The 18052-nt window shown below is 58.5% G+C and carries 13 protein-coding genes and 1 pseudogene; 3 read left to right on the top strand and 11 right to left on the bottom strand.

From position 1 onward, the window contains the following. Positions 1-259: 259 nt before the first annotated feature. Both BLS30_RS09195 and BLS30_RS09190 read left to right on the top strand, forming a co-directional pair. Complete coding sequence (locus BLS30_RS09195) at positions 260-1090, top strand: alpha/beta fold hydrolase (protein WP_046480757.1); 831 nt, start codon at positions 260-262, stop codon at positions 1088-1090. Between the two features lie 83 nt (positions 1091-1173). Continuing rightward, positions 1174-2379: an NAD(P)/FAD-dependent oxidoreductase gene (locus BLS30_RS09190; protein ID WP_046479427.1), complete on the top strand. Its 1206-nt coding sequence runs from the start codon at positions 1174-1176 to the stop codon at positions 2377-2379. Between the two features lie 458 nt (positions 2380-2837). On the opposite strand, the gene BLS30_RS09185 is transcribed toward BLS30_RS09190, so the two are convergent. From BLS30_RS09185 to BLS30_RS09150, 8 genes are all read right to left on the bottom strand, one after another. Beyond that, entirely contained in the window at positions 2838-3410 is a 573-nt protein-coding gene (locus BLS30_RS09185) for a flavodoxin domain-containing protein (RefSeq protein ID WP_046479428.1), read from the bottom strand. Positions 3411-3592: 182 nt separating this feature from the next. Then, positions 3593-3904 carry a hypothetical protein gene (locus BLS30_RS09180; RefSeq protein ID WP_046479429.1) on the bottom strand — a complete coding sequence of 104 codons (312 nt, stop codon included), beginning with the start codon at positions 3902-3904 and terminating at the stop codon, positions 3593-3595. A 12-nt stretch (positions 3905-3916) separates the two neighbouring features. After that, a complete protein-coding gene (locus BLS30_RS09175; RefSeq protein WP_090228224.1) occupies positions 3917-4765 on the bottom strand; it encodes a peptidylprolyl isomerase in 849 nt (282 codons plus the stop codon). Positions 4766-4768: 3 nt separating this feature from the next. Further along, positions 4769-5497, bottom strand: coding sequence for a respiratory nitrate reductase subunit gamma (gene narI / locus BLS30_RS09170; RefSeq protein WP_046479430.1), 729 nt, complete (start codon positions 5495-5497; stop codon positions 4769-4771). A gap of 13 nt (positions 5498-5510) precedes the next feature. Continuing rightward, positions 5511-6260 (bottom strand): nitrate reductase molybdenum cofactor assembly chaperone, encoded by a 750-nt coding sequence (gene narJ, locus BLS30_RS09165; protein ID WP_090228222.1) that lies wholly within the window; start codon positions 6258-6260, stop codon positions 5511-5513. Beyond that, a complete protein-coding gene (gene narH / locus BLS30_RS09160; protein WP_090228219.1) occupies positions 6260-7786 on the bottom strand; it encodes a nitrate reductase subunit beta in 1527 nt (508 codons plus the stop codon). Before narH ends, narJ begins: the two co-directional genes overlap by 1 nt. Beyond that, entirely contained in the window at positions 7783-11538 is a 3756-nt protein-coding gene (locus BLS30_RS09155) for a nitrate reductase subunit alpha (RefSeq protein ID WP_090228217.1), read from the bottom strand. The genes narH and BLS30_RS09155 overlap by 4 nt, the downstream gene beginning before the upstream one ends. Positions 11539-11593: 55 nt before the next feature. After that, positions 11594-14326, bottom strand: coding sequence for a nitrate/nitrite transporter (locus BLS30_RS09150; RefSeq protein ID WP_090228214.1), 2733 nt, complete (start codon positions 14324-14326; stop codon positions 11594-11596). Between the two features lie 278 nt (positions 14327-14604). Here BLS30_RS09150 and BLS30_RS09145 point away from each other — a divergent pair, with 278 nt between their 5' ends. Next, a complete protein-coding gene (locus BLS30_RS09145) occupies positions 14605-15306 on the top strand; it encodes a cyclic nucleotide-binding domain-containing protein (protein WP_090228211.1) in 702 nt (233 codons plus the stop codon). 52 nt (positions 15307-15358) lie between these two features. Here the strand turns inward: BLS30_RS09145 and BLS30_RS18290 are convergent. The 3 genes and pseudogenes from BLS30_RS18290 to BLS30_RS09125 form a co-directional block, all read right to left on the bottom strand. Then, a pseudogene (locus BLS30_RS18290) lies at positions 15359-15727 on the bottom strand (HlyD family secretion protein); the annotation flags it as partial. Positions 15728-16331: 604 nt separating this feature from the next. Further along, positions 16332-16976, bottom strand: a complete 645-nt coding sequence (locus BLS30_RS09130) for an SOS response-associated peptidase (RefSeq protein WP_280140624.1) — start codon at positions 16974-16976, stop codon at positions 16332-16334. A 559-nt stretch (positions 16977-17535) separates the two neighbouring features. Further along, positions 17536-17925: a helix-turn-helix transcriptional regulator gene (locus BLS30_RS09125; protein WP_090228204.1), complete on the bottom strand. Its 390-nt coding sequence runs from the start codon at positions 17923-17925 to the stop codon at positions 17536-17538. Positions 17926-18052 lie beyond the last annotated feature (127 nt).

Raw genomic sequence — 18052 nt, 5'->3', positions numbered from 1 at the left:
TCGGCTTCGGCTGAAGCGGGTCGACCATGTGTGCCCGTTCTGCCCGGCCTGCTCCGGCAGCGCCGCGGGAGATTGGTCCATTGATCACATTTGCCCGCCACTAAGGAGAAACCTGATGGACGGACATCTTTCTTCATCCATGGCGACGCGGCGCGAGATCCTCGCGGCCAGCGTGGCTACCACAACGGTCAGCCTATTGGCCACAAAAGGCGTCGCTGCAACTTTCCAACCCTCTTCCCAAACCGAAGGATTTCGCTCGATGAACACGATCACCAGCAAGGATGGCGTCCAAATCTTTTACAAAGATTGGGGACCGGAAAATGCACAACCGATCGTCTTTCATCACGGCTGGCCGCTGAGCTCAGACGACTGGGATGCGCAGATGCTCTTCTTCGTCGGCAATGGCTATCGAGTCGTTGCTCACGATCGTCGCGGGCACGGCCGCTCGAGCCAGGTCGGCAACGGCCACGACATGGACCACTACGCTGCCGACGCCGCGGCCGTTGTCGAGCATCTCGACCTGCGCAATGCGGTTCATATCGGACACTCGACCGGCGGCGGCGAAGCCGCGCGCTATGTCGCGCGCCACGGCAACGGCCGCGTGGCGAAGCTGGTGCTGATCGGCGCCGTGCCGCCGATCATGGTCAAAACTCCTGCCAGCCCCGCCGGACTGCCGATCGATGTGTTCGACGGTCTACGCAAGGAACTCGCAGCCAATAGATCGCAGTTCTATCTCGAGTTCGCGAGCGGACCCTTCTACGGCTACAACCGCCCCGACGCGAAGCCATCGCAGGGTGTCATCTGGAACTGGTGGCGGCAGGCCATGATGGGGAGTGCCAAGGCCCAGTACGACGGCATCAAGGCATTCTCCGAAACAGACTTTACTGACGATCTAAAGGCCATTGCCGTGCCCACGCTCGTGATGCACGGGAACGATGATCAGATCGTTCCGATCGCCAACTCCGCGCCCCTGTCGGCCAAGCTTCTGAAGAATGGTGTGCTCAAGATCTACGAGAAGCTGCCTCACGGCATGTGCACGACGCACTCCGATGCCGTTAACGCCGACCTGCTGAAGTTCATCACCGACTGACGAGCGCAAAACTCTGCACGATGGCCAACTCCGTTGCAAAACGGAGAAGAGAGGCGTGCGGCCCAATTGAACGGAGAAGTCCCTTGAGATTAGTCATCATCGGTGCCGGATTTGCCGGCATGTATGCAGCTCTTTCTGCAGCTCGTCTTCGCGACATTAGAGGCTTGGCTCCCGAGGAGCTTGAGATCATGCTGGTTGCGCCTGAGCCCACCCTCGTGGTCCGGCCGCGCCTCTATGAGCCTAAGCCGGAGACATTGACAGCTCCGCTGCTCGACGTCTTGAAGGCGACAGACGTCACGTTTCTGCGGGGAACAGCCGAAAGCATCGACACAACGTGCCGCTCAGTCGTGGTGGCCACGTCCCACGAGGGACGCAAGTCCATCAGCTATGACCGCCTAGTCGTCGCGACCGGCAGCCGGCTGTTTCGGCCGAACGTACCGGGCCTCGCCGAGGACGCATTCAGCGTTGACAGTTTGGAAGATGCCATTTCACTAGACCGCCACCTCAAGAGTCTTTCGAGCCGGCCGGCATCGGAAGCTCGCAATACGGTGGTCGTCGCAGGCGGCGGTTTCACGGGTATCGAGGCGGCGACGGAGATGCCCAGCCGGCTGCGTGAAATCTTTGGCAAGGATGTCAACACGCGCGTGATTATTGTCGAGCGCAACCCAGCAATCGCCCCCGACATGGGCGCCGGTCCGCGTCCGCTAATCGAGGATGCGCTTCGCAAACTCGGCGTCGAAACCAGGCTCGGAGCAGGCGTTGCGGCGATCGACGAGACGAGTGTCACGCTTTCCAATGGTGAACGCATCGAAGCCGCGACCGTCATTTGGGCAGCAGGAATCCGCGCAGCTCCTCTCACCGCCCAAGTGCCAGGCGAGCGCGACAACTTTGGTCGCCTCGTCGTTGACCGCGAGCTGCGCGTCGTCGGCGTTCCCGGCGTCTTCGCGACGGGAGATGCTGCAAAAGCTGTTTGCGACGACGACGGCAACCACGCGCTAATGTCGTGTCAACACGCCACGCGTATGGGCGCCTTCGCCGGCAACAACGCCGCGGCCGAGTTGCTCGGCGAAGCGCCGACTCCCTATCACCAGAAGGCCTATGTTACCTGCCTCGACCTTGGAGAGGCAGGCGCGCTGTTCACGCGCGGCTGGGATCGCAACGTCGAGCACGTTGGCGCTGACGCGAAGAAGATTAAGCAGGAGATCAATACGGTTTGGATCTATCCGCCGAAACCCGTGCGCGCTGCGGCCCTCGCGTCTGCCGATCCGCAGCGCGTTACTGATCTCTGACCCAGCCCTGACACTGTCGTACCAAGTGAAGGCCATTGCTATGTTTCGAGAAACCCAGCGTTTGCCACGCCACTCGCCAATCCTGCGTTTCCCACCCTGTTCCTATTAACTCGGACGCCTTGCGCCGGGCGGTGTCTGAAGGTGACTGGCCGGCTCAGTGAAACCCAATGTTCGGGTTCAGGTCTTCGAACCTCGCTTCCCCCAGCGAGTAGATTGCCACCCTGCAGCTTCCCCCCGGCTGCAATACGATAGGGTGCGCAATGCGGCCGGCCCTCCCCTCGCGGCCGGCCGCCATCACCTACCTAATGGGCACGACTTGTACGGTGGACGCGGTCGAGTCGATTGTCGCGGGAACCAGCGGATTCTTTCAGAAGCGCACGTCAGCGAGGTTGACATCGACGGTACCCGCAGTCCTCAGCCAAGTCTGCCGCTAACGATTTGATATGGTCGGCCCGCTGCTAGTTCTTGCTTGCAGTCGGAACAGGGCTCGTTCTCGATCGGGCCTTGGTGTGTTGCAAAAAACGATCGATGAACTCGTTTACTTCGGACCAGTCAGTAAATTCATGATCGTGACCATCGACGATTTCCAGCCTGTCCTTGAAAACGGCATGCCTTAGAATCTGTTCCTTGAAGAAGTCATACTCTGAGTAGCGCAACGCACCGGCGACCTTGATGTAGTACGTCGGATGCCAGCCGGTGTTTTCAAAGAAATAATCGACGTAGTTCTGCGCGTCAGTTCCTCCGTTGCGGAAGGCCGAGGAGAGACTCACGGACACAAACGCCGACGGAATATCTTCGAGCAGGGCACGATGCGCGGCGACGAAATCTCGCACAGAAATTTGGTGCAGCGCTTGATGTACGGAAGACGCCACGATAACAGCATCAAACACGTCGACGGCCAGATGACGCGGACGGCACTCAGTGTCGTAGAGAGTGCTCTCTTCGCCGCGATTGCGAATGCGTTCGGCTATTCTTTCCGCGATCTTGCGGGTCTGACCTTCTACAGATCCATATGCGATGAGGACCTTCATTAGCACCACTCTGCGCGATGCATCCTTGCGGCAGTCAGAATAGCAAACAGGTGCATCGCTCTATCCGGAAAACGAATTCGCAGTCGTTTCCGCACCGCAAATGAGCGGCTTTCTAGTTTCGGCTTTAAGTTAAACAGGCCTAGTGTTTGCCGACCTTGATCCCTGTCAAATGTCGGTCCCAACTAGGCCTGTCCCTCGCTGGTATCGGCGCAACCACCGCCGGGCATACAAGTGGTTTCGAGAATCGCGCGCAGACAGTTTCCCCCGGGGTTTTTCGAGCGGCTCGACGTCATCATTACGGCCATCCATGTGTCAGCATCCGCGGTCGCAGAGAAGTGGCTGATCTTTCGCCTCAAATAAGCGCCAAGCGCCGTCTCTTCTGCCGCCGCTAGCTCTTGAATGCGCACTATAAATGCGATGTCGCCAATCGACAGCAGCGCTTCCGTGGCTGCAGCCTCATCGTCGAGCTGCTTTATGAGATCCCCGAGGAGCATGTCGCCTGTTCCCTAATACACCCGGACGTCCGTGGGGGTTAGAAAATCAACGCCTTCCAGTTCTGCTGTCGCGGCAAGGCACGCCAAGTACTGCGCGGTTGCCTGGCGCCGGCTGCGCTCGCTGAGATAAGCCGCGATACGTTTCTCGACCATCTCGAAGGGAAGCACACCCCCCTCAATGCGTCGGTCGAGCCGGATGATATGCAGGCCGTAAGGCGTCGCAACCGGCTCCCGCGTCATTTCTCCAGGAACCAACTTGAACAGTGCAGCTTCAAATCCAGGTGTCGTGTCTCCGCGCGATATTTGACCGAGGTTTCCCCCCGTCTTGGCCGAGGTGCAGGTTGAGTAGGTCTCGGCAAATTGACCGAATAGTTCGGGTCGAACGGACAGAATTTCGATTAGTTGATCGGCAAGGGTGCGTGCCGCAACGAAGGCCTCTACATCATTCTGGTGCGCCGCAATCAGGATGTGCGCCGCCTCGAAAATGTCGGGTGAGCGAAAGCGCGCGCGATTGCACTCGTAGTAACGCCGGCAAGACTCTGTGTCGGCCGTCGGCGTCTTCACCTCTCTCTCGATGAGCTGACGGATCAGCGCCTCGTCGTCGGTCTCTCGACGTCCTTCCTCGTCCGTTTCCGGCTCCGGCTCAATCTCAAGCCGTCTTGCCTCCTGCAGTATCAACTCGCGCAGGGCGAGGCTGCGGGTGGCCTCCTTCCATGCTTGCAACGGCGTCGCGGCCGTATGATGCTGGACCTCCCGCGAGATGGCGGCGGCGGGGATTGAGACGCCGTTGACGCTGACCTTCGCGCTTTGCGCTGCACGAAACGGCAACGCCGGATCTTCGGCCTTATAAACCGTTGTCATTGGTCATCTACTCCGCTGGCTCGATCCTGCGACGGCGCTCTGACGTTGGGGCCGGCTCGTTCTGACAATCTGATAACCTTTGCGCCCAAGATACCCGACTGGCGCCGACCAGATATGGACGAGCCGTGAGAACGGGAACAACAGGAAGATTGTCATGCCGAGCACGAGGTGAGCGAGGTAGGGCCACTCAAGCCCTTTCAGGTAATTGTCGACATTTGGCTCTAAGGTCAGCACGCCCTGGGCCCAATGCGAAAGTTTGAGCATCGTCTCCCCATCCGAATGCTGCAGCGAGTAGGGCAGTGTCACGAGCCCGAGGGCAAGCTGCACCCAGAGTATGGTCAGGATCGCCATATCCATCGTCGTCGAGGTAATACGGATACGCGGGTCAAACAGCCGGCGATGGAGCAGCATGGTCAGTCCGACGAAGCAGACCACACCGGCGATGCCGCCGGCCGTAATGGCAATCATCTGCTTCTGCTCTATGGTGATGAGCTTCGTGTAAAGCCAAGTGGGTGTTAGAAGGCCAACGAAGTGGCCGACGAACAGAAACAGGATCCCGAAGTGGAACAGGTTGGAGCCGATAATAAATTGGCGGCGGCGCAGAAGCTGGCTTGAGGACGCACGCCACGAATACTGATCACGCTCGAAGCGGAACAGCGAGCCGACGACGAAGAAGCCCAAGCAAACGTAAGGGTACCAGACGAACAGAAGGTGGAACAGCATATCGCGCATCGCAGCGGCTCCTTTAGATGCTCCGGGAACCGGAGTGGGTGATTATGGTGCGAGGCTGCGGCTGGACAACCTCCATGCCCGGCGCTGGCCGGCTTCCGGCGCGGAGCTTCGGGATCAACCGATCGCCGCCGCATTGCGCATCCGCGGACGGACCGAATCGTACTTCCTCGTCCTGCCAGGCGGCATCCAGCGACTCCAGATCATTGGGATCGATCTCCGGTTCGCCGACGAGTTGACGTACTTCCGCCGACCTCGGATCAGCCTTCGCCAGCTTGGCGAGCACATCGAAAACCGCCGTGTAGATCGATTTGCGCCGCCTCAATCGTTCGGCAAGCGCGGCAAAGATGTGCGCAGGTTGGCCGACTAAATCGAGCGCTTCGGTAAGCGGTTGTGTTGCCAGAAACTCAAGGAACAAAGGTAGGTAGTCGGACAACTCGTTGGAGCTGATCTCCAGGCCAGCTCTCTCGTAAACCGCCTTCAGGTCAACCATGGCCTGACCGCGGTCGCGGCTCTCGCCATGTACGTGCTCGAAGAGGTGTAATGACAGTGAGCGCGTACGATCGAACAGAAGCACGTAGCGCTCCTGAAGCTCGTAAAGATCGCTGGCGCTGAGTTCTTCGACGAGGGGTATTAGCGCCTTGATCTCTCGTGGTCGCAAGAGCCGCTCTTCTTTCAGGACACCTGCCATGATCGGTGCGGCAGCGACTATTTCCTCGGTCGGATAGCTTAGCAGTGCCGAGAGAACTTTGAAGGTCTTTGCCATTACACGGTCTCCGTGGTTCTCTTGGGCGCCTTGTTGCGGCCGCCAAACATGTTGACGTCCGCCGTCCGTCCATCGGAACAGTCCCCGCCGAACGTAAAGCCGCACGATCCGCGTAAATCGTAGGTGTCCTCCCCTAGCTCGCGGTGCGTTGTCGGGATCACGAAGCGGTCCTCGTAGTTGGCGATTGCCATCACCTGATACATGTCCTCGATCTGATTGGCTTTGAGGCCAACGCGCCTGGCGATTGCGTCGTCTATGACGCCATCGATTGTCTTCGCGCGCATGTAAGAGCGCATGGCGAGCATGCGTTCGAGCGCCTGTGCCACAGGTTCTTCGTTACCAGCCGTCAAGAGGTTGGCGAGATAACGCAGAGGAATGCGTAGCGAGCGAACATCCGGCATCTCGCCGTCCGAGCCCATCTTGCCTGCCTCCGCCGCGGACTGGATCGGCGATAGCGGCGGCACATACCAAACCATCGGCAGCGTGCGGTACTCGGGATGCAAGGGGAAGGCGACCTTCCACTCCATCGCCATCTTCCAGATCGGCGAGCGGCGCGCGGCTTCGAGCCAGCTTTCAGGCACACCATCGGCACGTGCCTGCGAGATGATCTCGGGGTCCCGCGGATTGAGGAAGACGGAAAGCTGCGCTTCGTAGAGCGCCTTCTCATCCAGGACGCTTGCAGCTGCCTCAATGCGGTCGGCGTCATAGAGCACGACGCCTAGATAGCGGATGCGCCCGACGCAGGTCTCCGAGCACACCGTCGGCTGGCCGGCCTCGATGCGCGGATAGCAAAGGATGCACTTCTCCGATTTGCCGCTCGACCAGTTGAAGTAAATCTTCTTGTATGGGCAGCCCGACACGCACATGCGCCATCCGCGGCACTTGTCCTGGTCGATGAGGACGATGCCGTCCTCTTCGCGCTTGTAAATGGCGCCTGATGGGCAGGCTGCGACACACGCCGGATTAAGGCAGTGTTCGCACAGCCGCGGCAGGTACATCATAAAGGTGTTTTCGAACTGTCCGTAAATTTCCTTTTGGACACCTTCAAAGTTGTAGTCGGCTGAGCGCTTTGAAAACTCGCCGCCTAGGATCTCCTCCCAGTTCGGTCCCCACTCAATCTTTTCCATCCGCTTGCCGGTGATCAGCGAGCGCGGTCTTGCCGTTGGAGAGGCCTCGAGTTCCGGCGTCTTCTGGAGGTGTTCGTAGTCGAAGGTGAATGGCTCGTAGTAGTCATCGATTTCGGGCAAGTCGGGGTTGGCGAAGATCTTTGCCAGTACCCGCCATTTCGACCCGATCTTGGGCTGGAGCTTGCCGTTCGACTTGCGCACCCAGCCGCCGTTCCAGCGCTTCTGATTCTCCCAATCCTTGGGATAGCCGATGCCTGGCTTGGTCTCGACGTTGTTGAACCAGGCATATTCCATGCCCTCCCGGTTCGTCCAAACGTTCTTGCAGGTAACAGAGCAGGTGTGGCACCCGATGCATTTATCCAGGTTCAGCACCATTGCGATTTGAGCGCGGATTTTCATTCAGCGGCCTCACGGGATTGAGTGGTAACGACTGGGGCATCGGTGTTCGGCCGCTCGAGCCAGTCCACCTTGCTCATTTTGCGCACGACCACGAATTCATCGCGGTTCGTGCCGATCGTGCCGTAGTAATTGAAACCGTAGCTCTGCTGGGCGTAGCCGCCGATCATGTGCGTTGGCTTGACGACGGCACGCGTCACCGAATTGTGTATGCCGCCACGCTGGCCGGTCATTTCGGAGCCCGGCACGTTCACGGTTTTCTCTTGTGCATGGTACATCAGGCACATGCCGTCCTTCACGCGTTGCGAGACGACAGCACGTGCCACGAGGGCGCCATTGGAATTGAAGGCTTCAATCCAGTCGTTGTCGACGATACCGGCTTTCTTGGCGTCGTTTTCGCTGATCCAGACAATAGGCCCACCGCGGCTCAAGGTCAGCATCAGCAGATTGTCGGTGTAGGTCGAGTGGATGCCCCACTTCTGGTGTGGCGTGATGAAGTTCAGGACCACGGTCTTGTTGCCGTTGGGCTTCGCGTCGAGCACCGGTTTGACGGCTCGCGTGTCGATTGGGGGGCGGTATACACACAACCCTTCGCCGAATGCTCGCATCCAAAGATGGTCTTGGTAGAGCTGTTGACGGCCAGTCAATGTGCGCCAGGGGATCAGCTCATGCACGTTCGTGTAGCTGGCGTTGTAGCAAACCTTCTCGCTCTCGAGCCCCGACCAGATCGGCGAAGAGATGATCTTGCGCGGCTGGGCGACGATGTCGCGAAAGCGGATCTTTTCATCTTCCTTGGGCAGTGCGAGGTGTGTGTGATCGCGACCGGTGGCCTTCGATAGGCTTTCCCAAGCCTTGACCGCTACTTCGCCGTTGGTTTCAGGCGCGAGCGACAGGATTACCTCGGCGGCATCGATATCGCTCTCAATTCGTGCAAGGCCCTTCGTCGGGCCCTCTTCCGTCACCTCGCCGTTAAGGCGCTTCAAAAAGTTCACCTCGTTCTCCGTGTTCCACGACATGCCCTTGCCGCCGTTGCCCATTTTGGACATCAGCGGCCCGAGCGCCGTGAAGCGCTTGTAGAGGTTGGGGTAGTCGCGCTCGACAAGCGTTACGGTCGGCATGGTCTTGCCGGGCACCGGCTCGCACTCACCGCGGTGCCAGTCGCGCACGTCCGTGGCCTGTGCAATCTCGGCTGGCGTGTCGTGCATGATTGGGGTCAGTACGACGTCCTTCTCAATGCCGAGCACCTCGGGTGCCACGTTAGAGAATTTGTTGGCGATCGCCTTGTAGATTTCCCAGTCGCTCTTTGCTTCCCACACCGGATCGACCGCGCCCGTCAGCGGGTGAATGAACGGGTGCATGTCGGAGGTATTGAGATCATTCTTCTCGTACCAAGTCGCCGTCGGTAGTACGATGTCGGAGTAAACGCACGTCGTCGACATGCGGAAGTCGAGCGTGATCAGGAGGTCGAGCTTTCCTTCTGGCGCCTCGTCGCGCCAAGCCACCTCTTTGGGCTTTTTCGCACCCATCTCACCCAAGTCCTTACCCATCACGCCATGGCTCGTGCCGAGCAGGTGCTTCAAGAAGTACTCGTGGCCTTTGCCTGACGAGCCGAGCAGGTTCGAGCGCCAGACGAAAAGATTGCGGGGCCAATTCTTGGGGTTGTCGGGGTCATGACAGCTCAATTTGAGCGCGCCGGACTTCAACGCGTCGGCGACGTAAGTCGGCGCATCCTTGCCGGATGCCGCCACCGCTTTGCCGACCTCGATTGGGTTGGTTTCCAGCTGTGGCGCAGACGGTAGCCAGCCCATGCGCTCGGCGCGGACGTTGTAGTCAATGAGCGCCCCGTCCCATGGGCCAGGCGGTGCAGTTGGCGAGGTAATGTCACCGACATTAAGCGTCTCGTATCGCCACTGATCGGTATGGGCATAAAAGCACGAGGTTGAATTCTGCTGACGCGGTGGGCGGGCCCAATCGAGCGCGAAGGCGAGTGGCAGCCAGCCTGACTGCGGGCGCAGCTTCTCCTGCCCGACGTAGTGCGACCAGCCGCCACCCGACTGACCGACGCAGCCGCACATGACCAGCATGTTGATGACGCCGCGATAGTTCATGTCGGAGTGATACCAATGGTTCATCGCAGCACCTATGATCACCATAGACCGGCCGTTGGTCTTCTCGGCGTTCAGCGCGAACTCGCGTGCCACCTGGATGATCTGGTCGCGCCTGACGCCAGTGATCGCCTCGGCCCATGCCGGGGTATAGGGTTCGTTGTCGTCGTAGCTTTTTGCGACGTGCTTGCCGCCGAAACCGCGGTCGACTCCGTAGTTGGCGAGGAAGAGGTCGTAAACGGAGGCGACCAAGGTCTCGCCGTCCTTGAGCGCGAGCTTCTTCACCGGCACGTTGCGCGGCAGAATGCTCGGGTGATCGGTGCCGTTGAAGTGGTCGTGCTCAATGTTGCCGAAGTAGGGGAACGCGACAGCGGCAATGTCATCCCTAATTCCTGCGAGTGAGAGGCGCAGCTTGGTTTCGGCGCTCGCTGCCCTTTCCTCAAGGTTCCACTTTCCCTTCTCGCCCCATCGGAATCCGACAGCGCCGTTAGGTACAACCAGATTGCCGGACGCCTCATCAAATGCGACCGTCTTCCACTCCGAATTATTCTTCTCGCCCAGCTCTTCAGCGAAATCGCTAGCGCGTACAAAGCGGTCCGGCACAAGATGGTCGTCACGTTTCACGAGCCGGACCAGCATTGGCATATCGGTGTAGCGGCGGGCGTAGTCCTCGAAGTACGCGACCTTGCGGTCGACGTGGAACTCTTTGAGGATGACGTGACCCATGGCCATGGCAAGCGCCGCATCGGTCCCCTGCTTCACGCTGAGCCACATGTCCGCGAATTTCGAGGCTTCGGAATAGTCTGGACAGATGACGACGCTCTTCGTCCCCTTGTAGCGAACCTCAGTGTAGAAGTGAGCGTCGGGGGTGCGTGTCTGCGGGACGTTCGAACCCCACAGAATTAGGAAGCCGGCGTTGTACCAATCGGCACTCTCGGGCACGTCCGTCTGCTCGCCCCATGTCTGTGGGGAGGACGGTGGCAGGTCGCAGTACCAATCGTAGAATGACATTGCGACGCCGCCGAGCAGCGACAGGTAGCGCGAACCGGCCGCATAGGACACCATTGACATTGCCGGGATCGGCGAGAAGCCAAGGATGCGGTCCGGGCCATAGCGTTTGACGGTATACGCATTGGCCGCGGCGATGATCTCGGTCACGTCATCCCAGTTGGCGCGCACAAAACCGCCAAGTCCGCGCTTTCTCGTATAGGCAGCGCGCTTTGTCGGGTCTTCGACGATCGAGGCCCATGCGGCAACCGGCGTGCGAATGGCGCGCTCCTCGCGCCACAGCTTTAGAAGCCGCGAGCGCACCAGCGGATATTTGACGCGATTTCCGGAGTAGAGATACCAGCTGTAGGAGGCGCCGCGGGAGCAGCCGCGTGGCTCATGGTTTGGCAGATCAGGACGGGTGCGTGGATAGTCTGTCTGCTGCGTCTCCCAGGTAACTATGCCGCCCTTCACATAGATCTTCCACGAACATGAGCCCGTGCAGTTCGCCCCATGCGTCGAGCGGACGATCTTGTCGTGCGCCCACCGCTTGCGATAGCCGTCCTCCCACGTGCGGTCCTCACGGGTGGTGATGCCGTGGCCATCCGAGAACTCGTCGACGACGCGGTTGAAGAACGTGAGGCGATCGAGAATGTGGCTCATCTGGTAGCTCCGATATGGCGGGCTTCGGCCGTCTTGCCCAACGTCCGCGCAATGATTATTCCGCTGGTTGTGGGGAAGCGGCCGTTTTCCCGCGCTCGATGTCATGAAGCATTCCGCCGGGACGCGTGTAGAACCACCACGTCACCAGAACGCACGTCACATAGAAGGCCATGAAACCCCACAGTGCCGCCTCCGGGCCGCCGGTTATCACTATCGATGAGCCGTAGGCCTTCGGGATGAAGAAGGCCCCATAGGCTGCAATCGCCGAGGTGAATCCGATAATGGCTGCGCTTTCCCTCTCCGCTTGACGCAGTCTCTCCTCGGCAGGTTTTTCGGGCATCAGGCGCCCGATCTCGGAGCGCATGATGATCGGGATCATTTGGAAGGTTGATGCGTTGCCGACGCCTGTCGCCAGGAACAGGATCAGGAACATTGCGAAGAAGCCCCAGAACGCGCCCGGCTCTTCTTTGATACCCAGGAAGTAAAGCACTCCCGCCACTGCGGCGATCATCACGATGAAGACCCAGAAGGTCACTCGGCCGCCGCCATACTTGTCCGAGACCCAGCCTGTGGCTGCCCTGGAGAGAGCACCGACCAGCGGGCCAAGGAAGACGTACTGCAGCGAGTCGACAGCCGGGAACTGGTTCTTTGCGAGGAGTGGGAAGCCCGCCGAATAGCCAATGAACGAGCCGAAGGTGCCGACATAGAGCCAGCACATCACCCAATTGTGCTTGCGCTGGAAAATTACCGACTGTTCGGCGAAAGAGGCTTTCGCATCGGCAATGTCGTTCATGCCGAACCATGCAAAGATCGCCGAGGCTATAATGAACGGCACCCAGATGAAGCCGGCGTTTTGCAGCCAGAGCAGTTTACCGTCTGACAGTGTTTGCGGCTCACCTCCAAGCGCGCCGAAGACGCCTGCCGTTATCACGAGCGGCACAATAAACTGCATGACGCTGACGCCGGCATTGCCGAGGCCGGCATTAAGAGCCAGCGCGTTGCCTTTTTCAGCCTTCGGGAAGAAGAAGCTGATGTTGGCCATCGACGAGGCAAAATTGCCACCGCCGAAACCGCAGAGTAGTGCCAGTACGAGGAAGATGACGTAGGGTGTTTGCGGGTCCTGCACGGCATAGCCGATGCCGAACGCCGGGATCAGCAGTGAGGCCGTCGACAGCGATGTCCAAAGTCGACCACCAAAAATCGGCACCATGAACGAGTAGAATATGCGCAGTGTCGCGCCGGAAAGGCCCGGCAGAGCTGCTAGCCAGAAGAGCTGATCTGTCGAGTAGGTGAAGCCGATCGCCGGCAACTTGGCGACAACGACGCTCCATACCATCCACACCGCAAACGCGAGCAACAAGGCCGGGATCGAGATCCAAAGGTTGCGGCGTGCAATGGTCCGACCTTTGCTCTCCCAGAACTCTTTGTCTTCCGGTCGCCAATCCTCGATGACACCAGCTAGCGCGCCACGATGCTCCGGCCGATGGATCTCTGTCATCTCCGGCAGCTGCGGCAGAATCTCTGGCTCGGGGGCGCGCGCTCTGCGCTCCATCGCAAGGATCGCGAAGTGCATCCACGCGAGCGAGATGCTGGCGATGGCGAAGAGTAGCATAAAGCTGCTGGTCCATATGCCCGTCAGGTCAAGCATGACACCGAACATGATCGGTAGGATAAAGCCCCCAAGCCCACCTACGAGTCCGACCATGCCGCCGACTGCGCCGACGTGGTTGGGATAGTAGACGGGGATGTGCTTATAGACCGCTGCCTTGCCCAGGCTCATGAAGAAGCCCAGTACGAATACGAGGATCACGAATGGCACTAGGCCTACACTCGTCGAGAAGGTGATCGGGCCGCGAATGCCATGAATGACGTAGTCGGTGTTCGGGTAGGACAGCATGAAACACACCACCGCCGACACGCCAAACGTCCAGTACATCACCTTACGGGCGCCGATCCGATCCGAAAGGTGGCCACCGTAGGCGCGGAAGATACTCGCCGGCACAGAATAGAAGGCGGCCAGAATGCCGGCGGTCCGGATGTCGAGTTCGTAAACACCGACTAGATAGCGCGGCAGCCACAGAGCCAAGGCGACGAACGCACCGAACACGAAAAAATAATAGAGCGAGAACCGCCACACCTGCAGCCGTTTCAGTGGATCTAGTTCTAACAGCGTGCTGCGTGCGCTCTCCCCACGCTGTCGCCGAGCGCGCAGTACCGGGTCATCTTTGGTTGCGAACCAGAAGACGGCGGCCATGATCACCAGCCCTGCGGCCCACACTTGAGCCACCACGGTCCAGCCGTAGGCGACCATCACAAAAGGTGCCAGGAACTTAGTCACGGCTGCGCCGACGTTGCCGGCGCCGAAGATCCCGAGTGCCGTCCCCTGCTTTTCCGACGGATACCAGCGGGAGACGTAGGCGATGCCGACGGCAAATGAGCCGCCTGCGAGTCCCACCCCGAGGGCGGCCAAAAGCATCAACTCGTAGGTCGTCGCGTACGATAAAAGGAAGGTCGCAATGGCACCCAGCACCATCGTCGTTGTGAATACGACGCGGCCGCCGTATTGGTCTGTCCAGATGCCGAGGAATATCCGGCTCAACGAACCGGTTAGAATAGGTGTTGCTACCAGTAGGCCGAACTCGGTATCGCTAAGTCCCAGCTCTTCCTTTATGCCCACACCGATGATTGAGAAAATTGTCCAAACCGCAAAGCAGACAGTGAAGGAAATGGTGGACAGCCAAAGCGCCCTGCTCTGGTCGCCAGGATCCACGGTAGGCTGAGTATTCATGTATCAAGCACCCCACTTGAGGTCGCCGGAAAAAACTCGGCACGACAAGAATTACGTTTGGAGAAATGCTTTTCGTTGATCGAGATCAACTTGTTAAAAACTACGCAGACAAAAGAAATATTAGTCGCTTCTTTGTGTCCTGAGTAATGTAAAAGCAATTTTGTAATTGATATTGTTCAATACAATGATTGATAAAAATCAAGGCAAGATGCTCGTTGCAACGAGGCCAGGACCGAGGCAACGTTGACCGACCGTAATAGGAGCACCTGCGATAGAGCATGCGCCGCGAGGATTCCGAGATTGTCCGCGAACTACCGCTCTTTCGCGGCGTCGAGCTGGAAAATTTCAGAACGCTGATCGCAGCTGGATATGTGCAACGTTTCCCGACGGGGACTGTGCTCATCCACGAAGGTGAGAGGCCGGACTTCTTGCACGTTCTGGTCGACGGTCAGATCGCCTTCTTTGCTTCTCATAATGATCGTGAGGCGACGGTGTCGATCCTGACGCCGCCAGCTGCTTTCATTCTTGCTGCCGTGATTGTCGACGGACCTTATCTGAAATCGGCTCGCACCTTGTCGTCGTCGACGACGGTTGTGCTCATACCAGCCGGGGCTGTGCGCGAGGTCTTCGAGCGCGACACAGGCTTTGCACGAGCAACGGTGGCCGAGCTTGCTTGCCGCTACCGTACGATCGTTAAAGAGTTGAAGAACGTACGCTTGCGGTCCAGCAGCGAACGTCTCGCCAATTGGATTCTCACCCAAGCGAGCCAGTCGGGAGGCTGTGGCACGTTTCGGTTGCCGTTCGAAAAGCGGGCGCTGGCGAGCCGCCTCGGCATGCGGCCGGAGAACTTGTCGCGGGCCTTAGCTGAGCTTGCCGAGGCTGGCGTTACCGTTGATGGGCCGATGATCCGCGTGGGAGACGCGGCGAAGCTTATTGCCTTCAGCAAGCCGAACCCGCTTATCGATGATCCAACCTCGTGAATGCAGAGCTTGCTAAGAGCGATGAGCTCAAGCGTCGTTGTGCTATCAGGCGTCAATGTCCGCCGAACACGAGAACTTTGATGGGCAGGACGAGGGCCTGTAGCCGCAGGATCATTGCATGGACGATGCTGACCGTGTCGACCATATGCAGAAAAAGCCAGCGCCCCATCCGATGTCCGGCTGCGCCAGCTTGTCATGATTGTTGGTATAGGCGTTAGCAACGCAACTGCTGCCTGGGGTGACGTTATCGAGACCGCCTTCGAACAGGGGTTGCAGAAAGGCCAAGAGCGTTCCCGGTTGCGCAGTCTGCTGGGGTTCGATCAATTGCTCAGAGGTTCTAAACTGGTCCGGCAGAAATAAAGTCTTGAACCTGTGTGACCACCAAAGGAATGATGGTCATCGGCTTGGACGCGCAGGTGGCTTAGGCAGCTCGCCTAGTTTTGGTCGTCGCGGACTGCGTTTTCGTAGCTACGCCGGCTCTTCGCCTTTTAGTACGCCCCCTTCTGGCAACCAGATCCTCGGCAGAGGAGGGCTTCCAATTTCTTGCTTGCGCGATCTCAATTAGCCATTGTGTGCTTACACGCGCTACTGCGGCATCGTCGAATGGCTCGCCATCAAAGAGCATTTGACGCAGCGCGTCTTCAGCATCATCTCGATAGCGATAGCGAGAGCGTTTTGCCCTAGCTTCGGCCTTCGCGAGCCGCTTCGGGTCTATGTAGTAGTGCAGCCCTGGTAAAGCGGGGTCGAAAACGCTCTTTCCAGGGTCCAGATCATCCGCAACGGTAGTCTGTGGCGGATTTCGAGTGGCCAGAGTGGAGGGGTAACACTCCCGACCCACGCTCTCAGCGCAACGTGGAAGCTTTCTTGAAGCATAAAGCCGTTCAGGTCTGGCGTGACACGTTCGCAGGAGAGAGCTTAAGCGCAGATGGGATGCGAGGTAGCCTGTTGCTTTCAGCTAAGCGGGAGTTTGGCTTCCAAAGCACATGCTTCAATTCGGATTGTGCGTTAGGTGCGGGCGGGAAGAACTAACACTCGTCCAACATATCCACCTTTTCGGCGGCGGACTGAACAATCGCCATATTTTCTGCTGGATAGGATCTGACGAGTGAGCGGGCCTCATCCGCAGACCCATTGAGCCAAATGTCAAACTCTTCGTCCGTGGTTAGAATGACGGGCATGCGGTTTGGGTGAATGGTGGCGACGAGCGGATTGGGCGTTGTGGTCATGAAGGAGTGAACCTCAAGATCCACGACTGGCCCGTCCTTCTTCACCGCGCCGCGAAAGCTTCGCCAGATTCCCGCAAATGCAAAAAGCGGCCTGTCCTGGCCAAGAGCAAACCAATGCCAGATCGCGGGGCTCCGCCCCTTTGGTTCTGCAAATGATGTTGTTGGCACGAGGCAACGACGGGTCTCGAAAGACGAGCGCCAAAAGGGTGAGCCCAGATTGTCGTCGCGGAAATTCGTGACGCGCTTGGGCGCTTTGTCCTTTTGCGGAAGGACAAATCCCCAGCTTGAAATGATGCCTTCACGCTCGCCGTCTTCGGCTATGCGAATGACCGGCGCGTTGTTGCTGGGGTAGATACCTGCCAACGGATCGATTGCTGGAATTCTGTTATCTGACACGCGGAAGAGTTTGCCGACAGTTTCACGTGTCTTGGTCATCGAGCGCATATTACACATGGAGTTATACGTCCTTCATGTGGGGCACACCTTTGACGCCGCGAGGATATGGCGTTGTGCGCGTTTCGATATTGCGCGACCCGCACTTGCTGCACACGCACCACCGCCGCAAGCTTGGGACTGGCGTGTCGAGAGTGGCCCCCGCGTCCAAGAAGCGGGTGAGCAGCACGTTTGCCGTGTGTCTGCATTTAATATTGTTACAGCTAACCGACACCATCGTCAGTGTGTCTTGGTCAAGCACGTGACGGACCAACGCCGGTTTTGATTGCTTCATTTCAAAGCTACATTCAAGTAACCATGTTCCTATTTTGTTCCTTATCACTAGAAGTGGGCCGACGCAAGAAACCCAAAGAGATTGGCGTAGGCTGCCGGCTTATTGGCTGGTGATACAACTATGTTTGTACGGAATTTTAAAGCGTTGGCCACGGTACTAATTGACTGTTTTGGGGCCCACCTTCGCGGCCTTGCCCCCCTGGGTGGGGTGCGGCTTGGCACCGCTCGTTGCTGCTTCACATAAACAGCAAACGGAAGTCGGACGAGAGTGGTCGAGCTACTTTTTAAAAAGGCCTTTTGCGCGAACTTCCATGAGCTGCCGAACAGTCCAACAAGGTCTACGTTCTGACACGCGAACTGGTTCAGGCATTCGACCATCACGTGTCATGCGGTCAATAGTCGAAGTGGACACGCCAAGAAACGCGGCAGCCCCCTGTGCACTGATGATCGGTGCATCCAATCCGTGAGGTTCGCCGTTTGGTTTAAGCACCGCGACTGATCTTGCGACCTTCTCATGTGTGGCAGTGAGATCGCGGACAAGGCCGACCAGGTCATCGATGCTGTGCTTCAATTCATCGAGTTCTTGTTGCTGTTCAGCGACCCGGCCCCGGAGGTAGGTGACCGAATATTCTTCGATGTCGGGGCGCTCGTCGGATTCGTCGATCATTGGCATTGCAACCCGCTTGCGAGAGTGGCGGCAGCAATAGAGTCACGAGCAAGAAGAACCATCTGCCCGCTGCTGTTGATTGACGACTAGTAAAGGTTATTTTGCCTTAACCCGCAATCTGATCAAA

This window comes from Filomicrobium insigne (assembly GCF_900104305.1).
Classification (GTDB): domain Bacteria; phylum Pseudomonadota; class Alphaproteobacteria; order Rhizobiales; family Hyphomicrobiaceae; genus Filomicrobium; species Filomicrobium insigne.
This window is presented reverse-complemented; position numbering and strand designations above follow the sequence as displayed.